At 62.5% G+C, this 14072-nt stretch carries 19 protein-coding genes; 7 read left to right on the top strand and 12 right to left on the bottom strand.

From position 1 onward, the window contains the following. Nucleotides 1–7: 7 nt before the first annotated feature. A complete protein-coding gene (locus tag BN60_RS30755; RefSeq protein WP_043283721.1) occupies nt 8–925 on the top strand; it encodes a hypothetical protein in 918 nt (305 codons plus the stop codon). On the opposite strand, the gene BN60_RS29495 is transcribed toward BN60_RS30755, so the two are convergent. Then, complete coding sequence (locus tag BN60_RS29495) at nt 922–1092, bottom strand: DUF1328 domain-containing protein (protein ID WP_020695380.1); 171 nt, start codon at nt 1090–1092, stop codon at nt 922–924. The genes BN60_RS30755 and BN60_RS29495 overlap by 4 nt on opposite strands. A 127-nt stretch (nt 1093–1219) precedes the next feature. Between BN60_RS29495 and BN60_RS30750 the strand changes: the two genes are divergently transcribed. Beyond that, nucleotides 1220–1360: a hypothetical protein gene (locus BN60_RS30750; RefSeq protein ID WP_020695379.1), complete on the top strand. Its 141-nt coding sequence runs from the start codon at nt 1220–1222 to the stop codon at nt 1358–1360. A 15-nt stretch (nt 1361–1375) separates the two neighbouring features. Here BN60_RS30750 and BN60_RS07410 read toward each other — a convergent pair whose 3' ends face one another. The 10 genes from BN60_RS07410 to BN60_RS07370 form a co-directional block, all read right to left on the bottom strand. Further along, nucleotides 1376–1645, bottom strand: a complete 270-nt coding sequence (locus BN60_RS07410) for a GNAT family N-acetyltransferase (protein WP_043283720.1) — start codon at nt 1643–1645, stop codon at nt 1376–1378. Between the two features lie 28 nt (nt 1646–1673). After that, nucleotides 1674–1985 (bottom strand): hypothetical protein, encoded by a 312-nt coding sequence (locus BN60_RS07405; protein WP_020695377.1) that lies wholly within the window; start codon nt 1983–1985, stop codon nt 1674–1676. Nucleotides 1986–2059: 74 nt separating this feature from the next. Then, on the bottom strand, nt 2060–3565 hold the full coding sequence (locus BN60_RS07400; protein WP_020695376.1) for an ABC transporter substrate-binding protein: 1506 nt from the start codon (nt 3563–3565) through the stop codon (nt 2060–2062). Between the two features lie 164 nt (nt 3566–3729). After that, nucleotides 3730–4284, bottom strand: a complete 555-nt coding sequence (locus tag BN60_RS07395; protein WP_020695375.1) for a hypothetical protein — start codon at nt 4282–4284, stop codon at nt 3730–3732. Nucleotides 4285–4328: 44 nt separating this feature from the next. Then, a complete protein-coding gene (locus BN60_RS31415; RefSeq protein WP_043285037.1) occupies nt 4329–4535 on the bottom strand; it encodes a CsbD family protein in 207 nt (68 codons plus the stop codon). Between the two features lie 175 nt (nt 4536–4710). Beyond that, nucleotides 4711–4869, bottom strand: a complete 159-nt coding sequence (locus BN60_RS30745) for a hypothetical protein (RefSeq protein ID WP_020695373.1) — start codon at nt 4867–4869, stop codon at nt 4711–4713. A gap of 81 nt (nt 4870–4950) precedes the next feature. After that, nucleotides 4951–7539, bottom strand: a complete 2589-nt coding sequence (locus BN60_RS28680) for a response regulator (protein WP_020695372.1) — start codon at nt 7537–7539, stop codon at nt 4951–4953. Next, on the bottom strand, nt 7532–9259 hold the full coding sequence (locus BN60_RS07380; RefSeq protein ID WP_020695371.1) for a sensor histidine kinase: 1728 nt from the start codon (nt 9257–9259) through the stop codon (nt 7532–7534). Before BN60_RS07380 ends, BN60_RS28680 begins: the two co-directional genes overlap by 8 nt. A gap of 17 nt (nt 9260–9276) precedes the next feature. Next, on the bottom strand, nt 9277–10080 hold the full coding sequence (locus BN60_RS07375; protein WP_177324777.1) for a response regulator: 804 nt from the start codon (nt 10078–10080) through the stop codon (nt 9277–9279). Between the two features lie 225 nt (nt 10081–10305). Beyond that, nucleotides 10306–10503, bottom strand: coding sequence for a CsbD family protein (locus BN60_RS07370; protein ID WP_020695369.1), 198 nt, complete (start codon nt 10501–10503; stop codon nt 10306–10308). Between the two features lie 118 nt (nt 10504–10621). Between BN60_RS07370 and BN60_RS07365 the strand changes: the two genes are divergently transcribed. The 5 genes from BN60_RS07365 to BN60_RS07345 all read left to right on the top strand — a co-directional run bounded on the left by BN60_RS07365 (nt 10622) and on the right by BN60_RS07345 (nt 13439). Next, nucleotides 10622–11089, top strand: coding sequence for a sigma-70 family RNA polymerase sigma factor (locus BN60_RS07365; protein ID WP_020695368.1), 468 nt, complete (start codon nt 10622–10624; stop codon nt 11087–11089). A gap of 121 nt (nt 11090–11210) precedes the next feature. Beyond that, complete coding sequence (locus BN60_RS07360) at nt 11211–11792, top strand: sigma-70 family RNA polymerase sigma factor (protein WP_020695367.1); 582 nt, start codon at nt 11211–11213, stop codon at nt 11790–11792. Nucleotides 11793–11909: 117 nt separating this feature from the next. Then, a complete protein-coding gene (locus tag BN60_RS07355; RefSeq protein ID WP_083856356.1) occupies nt 11910–12140 on the top strand; it encodes a NepR family anti-sigma factor in 231 nt (76 codons plus the stop codon). A gap of 59 nt (nt 12141–12199) precedes the next feature. Beyond that, entirely contained in the window at nt 12200–12475 is a 276-nt protein-coding gene (locus tag BN60_RS07350; protein ID WP_020695365.1) for a hypothetical protein, read from the top strand. Between the two features lie 199 nt (nt 12476–12674). Next, nucleotides 12675–13439, top strand: coding sequence for an SDR family NAD(P)-dependent oxidoreductase (locus tag BN60_RS07345; protein ID WP_020695364.1), 765 nt, complete (start codon nt 12675–12677; stop codon nt 13437–13439). Nucleotides 13440–13445: 6 nt separating this feature from the next. Here BN60_RS07345 and BN60_RS07340 read toward each other — a convergent pair whose 3' ends face one another. After that, complete coding sequence (locus tag BN60_RS07340; RefSeq protein ID WP_148283341.1) at nt 13446–14048, bottom strand: hypothetical protein; 603 nt, start codon at nt 14046–14048, stop codon at nt 13446–13448. Nucleotides 14049–14072: the final 24 nt, after the last annotated feature.

Here is a 14072-nt window from a genome sequence, read left to right as displayed (position 1 = left end):
CAAGCAAGTGCCGATTTGCGAGATCGATCCCTGGCGTACTCAATATTTCGAGAGGGTGCCCTGCCCTCCGGACACTCTCATACCGACTGAGGACAGCGACGCCTGGACCTGGAATCCACGGCATCGCTGGGTTTACGACAAGCTGGAAGTAGCGCTTCGACAGGGGCTGGACGCGGCACCGCATGGGGTGGCGCCTCATCGCTATCCGGTCTTCTCCAAGCCGCTCTACAACCTGAAGGGGATGGGCGTGGGCAGCCGAACCTTGCGCTCGGCCGCCGATTACGAAGCCGCATACCAGCCGGGCCACATGTGGATGGCCCTCCTCGAAGGAGACCACATCAGCAGCGACGTCGCGCTCGTCGATGGTTCCCCGACATGGTGGCGCCACGCCCGCGGATTGGCTTCCGGCGACGGTACGTTCGATCATTGGGAAGTCGCTTCTTCAGCCGAGCCCGCTGTCGAAACCTGGGGAGCCAACTGGTGCCGGCAGCACCTCGCGGGCTACACTGGCATGGTCAACCTCGAAACGATCGGCGGTCGCATCATCGAAGTGCATCTGCGCTTTGCCGATCAATGGCCCGATCTCTACGGCGGCGATCCCTGGATCGAGGCCCTGATCGAACTCTACACCCACAAGGTGTGGCGCTACGACGATCGCGACAGGCGGCTGGGATACAGCGTGGTTCTTTTCCTGCCGCATGGTCCGCAATACCGTCATCCGCCTGCCGAGATGGTGCGCGGCATCGAGCAACAGTCTGGCATTTCAAGCGTCCAGATCACTTTTCACGAGGGACTGGCTCCTCACCGCCATGCCATGCCACCCGGCGGTTTCCGGGTGGCGATCGTGAATTGCTGGGACCGCGAAGCCGGCAACGCAGCGCGCGCCGCGCTTCGCCGCCACTTCATCGCGACCGCTGCAGCCTAAGGGCTGTTGCGACGAACAAAGCCTGCGAACAGGCTGACGACGAACAGCACCAGCGCGATGACGAACAGGATCTGCGCCATGCCCGTCGCGGCCGAGGCAATTCCGCCGAAGCCGAAAACGCCCGCCACTATCGCGATTACCAGAAACATCAGCGCCCAATACAACATCGCTCGCTCCCTGTTTGATAGGTCGAGCAATTAACGCGGGCCGATTCGGGGTGGTTGCCGAAGTGGCAACCGCTTTGGTGCCGGGGACGTTGATCAAGTGGCAGTTCACAACCCTTAAGGAGGGCCGATGAAACGCGAACTCTCCCCGACCGAAGCGCGCAGTGGCCTTATCAGCGGACGTATCTTCATGATCCTCTTGGCCTCGTCGATCGGCGCGGTCGTGGCGCTTGCACTCGCCTGGTACTTCCTCTTACCCTACGGCGGCTAGCGCAGAGATCGAACATCATCGCGCGCTGTCGTCGAACTCGGGATGACGGCGCACATAGGCAACGATGTAGCTGCAGGCAGGCACGATCTTTAGGCCACGGCGATGCGTATCTTTGAGAGCCGCATCGACGAGCTTCGCAGCCAAGCCCTTCCCCTGGTCCTTCGGAGGTACCTCCGTGTGCGTGAAGACGAGCCTGTCGCCCTGCTGGCGATACTCGGCGATCGCCAGACCATGCTCGGTCGGCATCTCGTAACGAGAGCGGACGGGGTTATGCGTTACTGACATCTATACTCCGTCCACAATCGATGAAGCGTCAGACCGGACGCCGGGCCGCATACTCCCGCTGTACGCAGACGTCGTAGGTCCGGTCGTAAGGCACAAGGCCGTAAGCCCGGCAAGCTGCCTGAGCGTCGGCGTAGATCTGCGGCTCCGAATAGCCGACGACGACCCTGCCCTGTTGGCGCGCCGAATATTCGCGCGCCCGACACTGATCGTAGGCCGCCGTACCGACTCTGAAGCCATAGGTCGCACACGCATCATCCGGCGCCACCACGACACGCGTCTCGGTCGCGCACGCGCCGAGGGCTACGGCCGCGACAAGCACGGGCACCAACCGCTTCAGCATCCGATACCTCCTTGGGATCTACTTTACATCCCGGCACGACAACGTGAGGAGGTATCGTCAGTTCCCGCACAGGACTACCTATCGACCTGCCAGAACATCGGATAGGACGACTGGATCAGCCCCTTGAGTTCGGTTCGATAGCCTGCGGGGATGGTGAACTGTCCCCACATGAGAGAGGGCACCAGCTCGTAGGAAAGCACCTGAATATCGGCGGCAATTTTCTTGCGCTCTTCCAGCGTGCTGGCGCGCGTAAACGCCTTGAGCAGGTCGGGTATTCGGGTGTCGCAGGACCATCCGGGGAAGTCGTTGCATGTCGCCGCCACATAGAAGTGCGTCAGCGGCGAATACATGTCGGTGCCGTTGGAGTAGACCGGAAACATTGACCAGCCGTCCTTCTTGGCGCGACGCGCCAGTACGGTCGGCCAATCGCGCGGCTGCTGTTCGACGGTGAAGCCAACATCACGCATGTTCTGGACGAGCACACGCGAGGCGGTCTGGCTGATCGAACCTGCGACTTCAAGAATGATGACCGGCTCGCCCTTGTAACCCGAGGCTGCAAGCTCGGCCTTGGCCGCCGCCAGGTCGACCTTCGCCGCGCCCGCCCCTGCGTCGGTTGAAAGTGGCGTGCCGCACATCCAGAAAGAGGAGCAGTTCTTGGTCTGATACTTGTCGGGTACGCCAATGGCCGTCAGCGTCGCATTCTGATCGACCAGCTTCCATAGAACCTTGCGCACCGCCGGATTGTCGAACGGCGGGAAGGCATGGTTCAGGCGGAAATTTCCCTGGAACTGGTGGATGCCGCCCAGGCCCATCAACTTGATGCTCTTCTCCTTCTCAAGGATCGGCAGCATGTCGAAAGGCAGATACTGCATGTAGTCGATTTCGCCGGCGATCAACGCGTTGGCGCCCGTCGATTGATCGGGCATGACGCGAAGCACGAGCTGGTCGATCTTGACGTCCTTGCCGCCGGCCAGAAAATCCGGTGCCTCCTTGCGCGGCACATAGGCCGGGTTGCGCTCAAGGACCATCGCATTGCCCGGCCGCCATTGATCCTTGAGAAAGCGGAACGGGCCCGAACCGATCGGATCGCCGATGCGCTGGTCCGCCGGCGTCGCAGCGAGCCGTGCCGGCATCATGACCGGCAGCGGCGCGTTGGGCTTGCCGAGCACGTCGAGAAGCAACGGGAACGGCTGCTTGAGGACCAATCTGATCGTCTTCGGATCCTTGGCCTCGAGCGTTTCCGTATCCGTCATGAGCATCTTGCCCAGCGGATCGCGGACAGACCAACGCTTCAGGGATGCGACGCAATCCTCGGCCGTCACCGGATTTCCGTCGTGCCACTTCAGGCCGTCGCGCAGCACGAAGGTCCAGGTAAGCTTGTCGGGGCTCGCCTCGTAGCCTTCGACCATCTGCGGCTTGATCTCGCCCTTCTCGTTCATGGCAAACAGCATATCGAAGACATGCAGCCCGAACGTTCGCGTGATTGTGGCGGTGATGACGTGGGGATCGAGGATCGTGACCTCGGATTCGAGCACCACCGTCAGCGCCTTGGCCGCCCGCGCTTCCCGCGGCCTGATCAATGAAGCGCCCGCCAATGCTGCGCTGCCTGCAAGTGCGGTCCGCCGTCCAATTCCAATGCTACGCATTCGCTATCCTTCTTCCCCGGAAGGCGAAGGTAACGGGCTTTGCCGGAAAGTGGAACGCTTGACCCGTTTCGACATGCGGCGAAACGGGCGCTAGATCGCTACGGCGGCGAGACCAATCGACAGGTCACGCGATCAACGAAGATGTCTACGCGCGGACCGTAGACCGGCATGCCCCAGCGCTCGCCAGGCCCCGACGGTGGTGCCACCACCCGAACTTCCTGGACGGGCCGGCCACCATTGGTGAACAGGCAGCTCACCACGGCATCGACGACGCCTGCGCTGTTGTTGGTCACGTAGATCGCGGACAGCCAGTTCTGCTGCGGCACCGCCTGCAGCCATGCGCCATCGAGCGTGGCGATCGGTACCGTCGGGCCGGCGGTGATCGGTACAGTGCCCATCAAGTTGCCGCGCGGCCGCTGGACCACGGGTGGCATCGTCACGGCCTGGCTGTTCGGATCGAAAGCTTTATCCGCCGGCGTTGCCGGCATCGCCGCCTGCTGCTGAGGGGTCTGGTTGTCCTTGCTCACGTTTTCCGGCGTCCAGACCTTGCCGGTCTTCTCGTCACGGAATTGCGGGACCTGGGCAACGGCAGCGGTTGCCGCGACCAACCCCATCACGCCGACAAGCGTCGCCAGATGAATGTGACGCTTCATGTTTTCTCTCCTTGGCCTGGTGCAGCGCGAGACCTCACATGTCCTTACATGTCGCGATAGCGACGCTGCTCCCAGGTGCTCACCTGGGCTTCGGCCTCTTCCTTCGAAATGCCGTAACGCGTCTGGATCTTGCCGACGAGCTGATCGCGCCGCCCCTCAATGGCGAGCAGGTCGTCGTCGGTGAGCTTGGCCCACTGCTCCTTCACCGCTCCCTTGGTCTGATTCCAGCTACCCTTGAACTTCTCCCAGATCGTCTTCACGTCGTTCTGAGTGGTGGTCTGGCCCGACGCCTGTGCGTTGACGGCGACGGGCAGTGCGCCGATGGCAAGGCCGGCACACGCGGCAAGAACGGCGAGTGAACGCATCGAAAACCTCCTTGTGAAACCGTCGGATCAACAACGAGGGGCAGCAGCCGAGGTTGCCGCCTCAGAATGACCACAGCGATTTCAGAAAGAATGCGAGAGGGATCACGACGATCATCGCGACGTAAAGATCCATAAGCTCGCCCGCCAGTGGATTGCGCGACGCCTCGTCCGAAGACATGTTCGACGCATGCGTGGCGTCGGGAACTTGCCTGGATTCCATCTTGCCCCTCCAGCCTTTGACATTCCCCGCTTGCCGAAGAAACGCCATAAAACGGCCCAGGGTTGCACGCGACACGCGAAATCAGGCGGCCGCTCTCCTCGCCGCGTGGTCCAGTGCCTGCTGGAGATCGATGGCCGAATAGGGCTTGGAGATGAACTGCGTACCCTCGACTAGGGGCCCCGACGGACCGTAACCGCTGGCTATTACCACCGGCAGAGTCGGGTACTGCTGGCGGACTCGATTCGCCAATTCCTCCCCGCTCATGCTGGGCAAGCCGAGGTCGGTCAGAAGGAGATCGTACTTCCCGTCCTTCGCCAGCAGCTCCAGGGCCTGCTCTCCGGTCCCGACGCCGGACACGACGCACCCCATCTGCTCGAGCATGTCCGTGGTGGACATACGCAGGACGATCTCGTCCTCCACGAGAAGAATGTGCCTCGGACGATCGGTAAACGCCGGCGCTTTCGGGGTCGCTGCAGACGGTGCAGCCTCCGGCTTGGCCGCTGCTCGCGGCCGGCGCGCGGCCAGGACAGCGCGTACGCGCGCCGCCAGCGCCTCACTGCTGTAGGGCTTGGGGATCAGCGGATAGCCCATACGGCTGAAATCCGGAACGAGGTCGCGGGCGAAGCCGGAGGTCAGCAGCACGGCAATCCCTGGTCGCTGCTTCTGAACCAGTTCGGCAAGCTCGATTGCCGTCATTGTCCCGGGCATCACGACATCGGTGAACAACAAGTCGAAGGCCGGGTCCTTTTCGAACAGTGCCGCGGCAACGTCGGGATTCTCGGCGGAAACGACGCGATAACCCCATCCTGTGAGCATATCGACAACGGCATGCCGCACGTCGTCGCTGTCCTCGACAACCAGGATGCGCTCGCTGCCCGTCAGGATCGTCGCTGCGACCGCGTCGTCGTCGACGACGGCGTCCTGGGTCCGAGGCAGATAGAGCTTCACGCTGGTGCCCTGCCCGATCGCACTGTCGATCCGGATGTGGCCATTCGACTGGCGCACGAAGCCGTAGACCATGCTGAGCCCCAGGCCTGTTCCCTTGCCGTCGCTCTTAGTAGTGAAAAATGGATCGAAGGCCTGGGCGACGACCTCCGGCGGCATGCCGCTGCCCGTGTCGCTGACATCCACCAACACATAGGGGCCCGGCGTCACGTCCGGATGCAGGGCGGCGTAGCGACGGTCCAGGGTGGCGTTCGAGACCTCCACGCGGACGGTGCCGCCTTCCGGCATGGCGTCTCGCGCATTGATGGACAGGTTCAGGATGGCATTCTCAAGCTGGCTGGGATCGATCCTGGCGTTCCACGGATTGTCCGCCACCTTGAACTCGATGGCGATGCGCTCGCCCAACGAATGGCGCAGCAAATCGGCAAGGTCGCCGATCAGGTGGGCGACGTTCGTCGGCTGCGGCGCCAGGGGCTGGCGGCGCGCGAACGCCAGCAATTGCTGTGTGAGCCGCGCCCCGCGATCGGCCGCGGCAGTCGCAGTCTGGACACGCGCGAGCCCCGCCTCGTGGCCACCAAGTTCCCCCTTTAGGAGATCGAGATTGGCCCTGATGACCTGGAGGATGTTGTTGAAGTCGTGCGCCATGCCGCCGGTGAGCTGGCCGGTGGCCTCCATCTTCTGACCCTGGCGCAGGGCCGTTTCGTCGCGCAGCTTCTCTGTGATGTCGACGCAACGGATGACGTCTCCACCGCCCTCCATCTCACCGCGAAAAACCTCGAAGTCCCTGCCGTCGTGCGATACCCGCACCACCGACGTGCGGTCTTCGGAGGCGGCATCGGCCGACACTGCGCCGAAGCCAAGCGGCTGAAGCAAGGCTCGCGTCGCCGGCGAGCGATCGGACAGCAGCTGATCGCGCGTCAGCGGCGCCTGCTTGGCCGGATCCCATGCGGCAAGCTGGGTGAATGCGCGGTTCCAGGCCACGAGCATGCCCTGTGCATCGAGCACGAAGATCGGGTCCTGCAGACTCTCAAGGGTCATCTGCAGCAGCCGCGACCTTGCGGTCAGGTCCTGCTGCGTTCGCTCGAGTCGGCCGGCACCGCGGACGACGATATAAATGCCGGCGACGAGACACATGAAAGCGCCTGCCATCACCAGGAGGCCCGCAATGTCGGCCTGTTCCTGCTCCGAACGCAGCGCCGCAAGCTGGCTCGCCAGAAGAAGACGCTGGCCCTCGATGAAGGAATCGCCCAGCAGGCGCACCTGCCCCATCATCGCGCGGCCTGCGCCGGTCCGATCGAGCGCCAGTGCGGCCTCGCGGCCGTAGAGCTGGTAAGCACCGACCGTGGCGTTGAGCTGTTCGAGCTTCTCCCCCGCGAGTGTAGCGAACTCGCGGAACTGCCGTGTGGCATCGAGATTGCCGACCACGGACGCCTCGAGTTGCCGCAGGCCCGACTCGATGCGCACGCGCGCCCGCTCATACGGCTCCAGCCGGGTCGCATCGCCGGACAGCAGATAGCCGCGCTGGCCGATCTCGGCATCCTGCAGCGCGATCACCATGTCGCGCATCAACGCCATCGTCTCGTAATTACTGACCACGAGCCGCTGCTGTCGCGCGGCCGACTTGGAATGGGTGACGGCGAGCATGATTCCGCTCGCGATCAACACGGCGATCGTCAATCCGACGACGATGCCGATCGAGCGTGCGGATCTGAGAAGATTAGACATCCTCTCCCTCGTCGGCGCCGGGCGCCGGGAAGACGACGGCAATACGGCTGCCCCCACCCTCCTTGACCGAGATCGTGGCTTCACCGCCAAGCTGCATGGCCAGCCCTCGGATCAACGTGAGACCGAAGCCGCCACGGCCGTCGGGGCCGAGGGTACCGGCATCGCGTCTCAGGCCATTGTCCTCGATCACCAGCTCCACCTGTCCGTCTTTCTCGATCGTCTCGATTCGCACTTCCGGCGACGCCACGCCCTCGAAATCGTGAGTGAGCGCGATGCTCACGGCCTCAGTCACGATGAGGCCGACGGGAATTGCCGTGTCGGGTCCCACCGCCATGATGGGCGCGCGGATATGGTAGCGCGGCGCCTGCCGTTCGGCACCCCGGCGGCCCACCGAGATCTGACGCACCAGATCGCTGATGAACTGCTGAAAGTCGACCAGTGACCAGCTCGAACGCTCGTAGAGATGCCGGTGCAGGATCGAAAGCGTGAGTACGCGATTTTGTGCGTCGCCGAAGAAGCGCCGGATTCGCGGCGACCTGATCTCGCCGGCCTGTAGGTTGAGCAGACTCGAGATCATCTGGAGGTTGTTCTTCACGCGATGGTGGATCTCGCGCAGCATATGGTCGCGTTGTTCGAGGCCGGCCCGCAGTTCGGCTTCACGGCTGGCGATTGCCTCTGCCATGGCCGAAACACCCGCGCCAATCGAGGCCATTTCCGGTGACCAGGCATGAGGCGGTGCAAACTTGGCCTCTTCGCCCCGCGCCACCTTCTCGGCGAAGGTCTGGATATACCGCAGCGGCTGCACACACCAGCGATTGGCGCTCAACCAGACCACCAGCAATACGACGATCACGGCCAGTACAAACAGCCCGAAAGCCGCCCAGCCCTCGGTCAATCCCGTAATGCCGTCCGGGATCGGCACGGATGTCACCGCAAAGAGCGTGCTGCCGGTGATCGGCTGGACGCGAAACTGATAGAGAGAGCTATCCCGTCCGTACTCGGAAAAGTCCAACTGGCCGCCGGTAATAGATGCCGCAAGACGAGACGACATCGGCAGCCGGCGCATTGCAACCGGATCGCCGCCTATCGTTGCCCCATCACGGGCAACGACCGCTGCCCCGATCGAGCCTGACGATGGTGCGGCCGCAATGTCGCCGAGGGCCTTGAGCGTGATGCCGACCGCGCACATGCCGCGAAAGGCACCATCGCTCGCGATCGGCAATGCCACCGGAATGATCGTATTCGGTCCAAGGCGGCTTGCGACTTGTTCGCCCATCGCGAATTGGCCAGAAGAACGCACCTGCTGGAAGATATCGCGGTCGGCGAAGCTCATGCCCACTGCCGTGGGCTGACTGGCACAACGCGCGACACCCTGGTCGTCCGTCACTAGCATGACGGAATACTGCGACGGCGCCGTGCTAAGCACGCGCGTGAAGTAGGATTCACAACGGCTGACGTCGACAGGTTCGGGCTGGATGTTTGCGCTCTGGCGCACGACATCGGCCGTGCAGGCCGCGGAAAGCAAGCGCCGCGAGGCTTCGATCAATTCGCCATAGCGCGCTCCAACGAGGTCGGCTGCAGCGGTGAGCGATGCCTCCCGCAGGTCAGCTTTCGCTGCCTGCTCCCGCTCGGCCTGCCAGGCGGCAAGTCCGAGAATCGGCAGGAGCGTCAATGCTGCAATCGCGACCAGCGTCGACCGGAGTGACCATCGCGCCGGCATCTGCTCCGATCTCGCGGTCAGATCGATACGGTATCGAGCGCCTGCGCGATAGCCGCGCGAAGGAGATCGGGATCGAACGGCTTGGAGATCACGAACGCCGGCTCAACCTGCTTGCCGGTCAGCAGCCGCTCCGGGAAGCCGGTGACGAAAATCACCGGCACCGACATCGATTTCATGATTTGATTGACGGCGGAGATTCCGCTGTCGGAACCGCGAAGCTGAATATCGGCCAGCACCAGATGCGGCGAGTGCTTCGAGGCAAGGTCGATCGCTGCCTTCTCAGTGGCCGCAATACCCACGACCTCGTGTCCGGCGTTACGTACGATGTCCGCCACATCGAGTGCAATGACGGCTTCGTCCTCGATGACCAGCACGCGCACCGAGGCTACGCGCTGCAGCTCCCGACGTGCTTCCTCGAGGCTGCGCTCGGCCACATCGACGCTCACGCCCAGAATGTGGGCCGCGTCGCTTACGGTGAATCCTTCGAGAACGGTGAGCAACAAAACCTGACGCTGCATCGGCGCCATGTCGGTCAGTGATTCCTTCAACCGGCCGCTGACGCTCTCGCCACCGCTGGCCGCCACCTCAATGTCGCCGAACGGCTGGCGCAGTCGATGGAACAGCGCGAACACGCCCACTTTCGTATCCTCGGCCTCGGCAATGAGCTCGGGCTGCTGCACGGCAACCTCAGCGCAAAGCCGAACCCATTCATCTCCCTGCTGCTGCGATCCGGTAACTGCCCGCGCATAGCGACGCAGAAACGGCAACGTCCTGGTGATCGCCTCGGACATTTTCTTGGTCGCTACCTGCCCTTCCGCCACAGCGCTCTCCCTCTCACTCAATAGCCTTAATCCCTGAGAAGCACCCGAAATCGGACGCTCACAGCGCGCCCAGCGCTCCATCCTACCAACCATCAGGCCTACGAACCATTAGGGGCGATGAAGCCGGACATGGCTGCGCCTCCCAAGGTTCTTGTTTCCCTGGGAGGCGTCAAACCTTCTATTCAAACAACGTCAAATGCAATGACAGGTTCCGAACCTTTCCGGTCACATGCGCCCGATCCAGCTCTGCACCTGTTTCTCGGCCTCATCCTTGGCCACGCCATAGCGCTCCTGAATGCGGCCGACCAGCTGCTCCTGCTTGCCGTCGATCACCTTGATATCGTCGTCGGTCAGTTTGCCCCACTGTTCCTTGACCTTGCCGGTGACCTGCTTCCAATTACCTTCGATGCGATCCCAGTTCATGGCTAACTCCCTCTCTGGTTGACAATGTCTCAATCTGCATCTGGCAACGCTGCCATCGGGACGCGGTTGCCACCTTCGATTTTCTCTTTCGTTCAGCCTTGGGCTCCCCACATTGACAATGATGAAAGAAGACATCGTCGCCCTTCTTCCCGATCTTCGTGCTTTCGCACGGTTCATGTGCCGAGAGCGCGAGGCGGCAGACGATCTTGTGCAGAACACCATCCTCGCAGCCCTCGACAAGCACGAGCAGTTCACGCCAGGCACCAATCTCAAGGGCTGGTTGTTCACCATCATGCGCAATCGCTTCTATTCGGACCTGCGCACGCAGCGGCGGCGGCCGCAGACAATCGACGACGAGGTGGCCGCGCCGCTTCCCGCCGTCGACAATCCGGAAGCGACGCTCGCTCTAAAGGAGCTTTCGATAGAATTGTGGAAGCTCAGCCCCCAGTCGCGTGAAGCCTTGGTGCTCGTGGGCGCAGGTGGTTTTTCTTATGAGGAAGCAGCCAGCCTGTGTGGTTGTTCAGTCGGCACGCTCAAGGCGCGAGTATCGCGGGCGCGCAAGTATCTCTCGGAAAAACTACAATAAATCTTCACAAATTTATCCAGCAATATCAAATACTTAGAAAATAAGATCTCCTGTGCCTGTAACCAAAAGCAAGCTCAGTCATTTGTTCGAGGTAGGACGCAATTACCGAGGAGAGAGAACAATGACGGCGCAGATTCAGCAGGACCAGACCGTTCTCGACTTTCACGAGCAACTGAAGACTGTCCTGCCCCGCCTGCGGATCTACGCTCTCTCACTGACGCGTGACCGCGATGCGGCCGACGACCTCGTGCACGATACAGTGGTCAAGGCGCTGACCGGCCGTCACAGTTTCCAGCCCGGCACCAACTTGGCTGCCTGGCTGTTCCGCATTCAGCGTAACGAATTCATTTCCGGCCTGCGCCGTCGTCGCCCGACGGTGCCTGTGGACACTGCGATTGCCGAATCGCTTTCCCATCCAGCTCATCAGGACAGCGGGTTGATCATGCGTGAATTCATGAACGCGTTCGGCAAGCTTGCTTCCGCGCAGCGCGAGGCATTGTTGCTCGCCGTGCTCGAGGGACTGCCTTACGAGACGATCGCCGAACATACGGGTGTCTCGGTCGGCACCGTGAAGAGCCGTATTTCCCGCGCACGCGATACTCTCGAGCGGCTCCTTCTGGAAGGCGACACGCGCCAGCCGGCAGAGGAAGTCCGTGGCGGCACCGTGCAGAACAGCGAAGAGCCTCGGGCAACGACGCGTTAACCGTGCCCCTTTTCAAACACTTCAGTTGAGTGTGAAATGGCCATGGGCGATTTCAGGGGGAGAGCGGCATGGGTCGAACAGGGTCCCGCGGAGCCTTCTGTCTCCGGGGAGCATGTAATGGCCGATGACACCAGCAAGGCGGGCGATGGGCGCCCGCGTTCGGATCGCCCCACACCGAAAACAGGTGAGCGTCCCTTCGACATGTGGCTGCAAAAGCAGCTCCATGCGATGTACGACGAGATCACGAACGAGCCTCTGCCTGACGATCTGCTCACCCTGATCGACAAGGATGCTGCCCGGGAGAAGCAGAACGGCACGTCTGACAGCCCCCCTGTGGGGAAGAAGTAAACTACGGGAACTCGGCTGGTCGGAACTCCGTTGCTGCGTAGACAGAAAGCGGAGGCATCATGATCAGCGCCGAAGACAAGAAGAAGGCCCTGTCGAATCCCAGCAGCGTATTCCGGCATCCCGCCGATGTCGTGGACAGCCGCGATCTCGACGTGATCGAGAAGACCAAGATTCTGAAACAGTGGGAACTCGATGCCCGCCTTCTCCAGGTGGCCAGCGAGGAAGGCATGAACGAAGGCGAGCACAGCCTGTTCGCCGACGTGAAGAAGGCGCAGCAGCGCCTTCAGGCGCCGCCGCTCGAGGAAGATGGAGCGCCGACCAAGTCCGGCCCCTGACAAAGATAGGGAACATTCGACGATAAAATGGCGGCGGTCTTGCGACCGCCGCCACCCTTGTCCGCTGCCCGCCGGTCAGCCCGGCCGTCGAGCCGCGAACTCGTCTCGTTGGCTGAGATCAACGGCTTGAGCCGCTTTCGGTTGCGCTGTTCCGGTTGTACAGGTTCGCTATACAGACTGTTACGAACCGGGGGGAGCAATGAAACTGTTCGATCTTTCGGGCCGGGTGGCCATCCTCACCGGCGGCAATGGCGGCATTGGTCTCGGCATGGCGAAGGGTATGGCAGCAGCCGGTGCCGCTGTGGTGGTCGCCGGACGCAACGCCGCGAAGAACGATGCCGCCGTCAAAGAACTTCAAGCCATAGGCGGCAAAGCGAGCGCCATCGCGGTCGACGTGCTGAAGGAAGACTCGTGCCGCGCCTTGATCGCCGACACCGTCAAGCAACATGGCCGGCTCGACATTCTGGTCAACAATGCCGGCATCAACATCCGCAAGCAGCCGCAGGAATACACCCTTGCGGAATGGCACCAGGTGATGGACAGCAACCTGACCAGCGCCTTCCTGTGCAGCCACGCCGCCTATCCCGAAATGAAGAAGGCCGGCGCCGGCAAGATGATCAACATCGGCTCCATGATGTCGATCTTCGGCGCCTCCTTCACGACGGCCTATGCGGCGAGCAAGGGTGGCATCGTTCAGATGACGAAGGCGATGGCGACCGCGTGGGCCAGGGACAATATTCAGGTCAACGCCATCCTGCCGGGATGGATCGATACGGCGCTGACCCAGCGCGCGCGACACGACGTGCCGGCGCTGCATGATTCGGTGTTGAAGCGCACGCCGGCCGGTCGTTGGGGTACGCCCGACGACTTCGCAGGTATCGCTGTCTTCCTTGCGAGCCACGCGTCGGACTATGTCACCGGCGCCGCCATCACCGTCGACGGCGGCTACTCGGTGCAGGGATAGACCGTCCTAGGGCGAAACGATCCGGCACTGGGCACGATCGACGAACAGGTCGGTCTTGGGTCCGTAGATCAGGAGACCGGCGCGAACGCCGGCTCCCAGCGCCGGAACGAGCACGCGGGTTTCTTCGATCGTCTTGCCCGCGTTAGTGAACCGGCAGTCGATCATCGGCACCATCGTGCCATTGGCGTTGTTGTCTACGTAAAGCACGACCTGCCAACGCTTGCCGGCAACAGCACTCAGGCTGGCATTGTCGAGCGACACGAGCGGTACATTGGGCCCCGCCGAGGGTTGCGACCAGCCGAGCCGCACGGCCGTCGGCCGCTGGATCACGACGCCGTCGATCCGCGTCGCCTGCGCCAGAGGATCGAAGGCGAGATCGGCCGCGGTCGGCTTGCCGATCGGGTTCGTGCCGACATTGTTCTGGTTCCAGACCTGGCCGGTCTTGGGATCGCGGAATTGCGGGACGGCTTGCGTCGCCGACGTCTCGACCACGCTGCGCGGTACCCGGGTTGGCGCCTGCGCCGGAGTCTGGGCAATCGTCGCTGTCGCCGTCATCGCGCCAAGCAGACCCAACAGAACGCGCTTCGCTGCAATCGAGGCCATAGGCATGGTCAATCTCTCCCCTCCGCTGTC

Origin of the sequence: Reyranella massiliensis 521, assembly GCF_000312425.1 — a bacterium.
In the GTDB taxonomy this organism is placed as follows: domain Bacteria; phylum Pseudomonadota; class Alphaproteobacteria; order Reyranellales; family Reyranellaceae; genus Reyranella; species Reyranella massiliensis.
The sequence above is the reverse complement of the archived record's forward strand: the minus strand, read 5'-3'. Positions and strand labels throughout refer to the sequence as shown.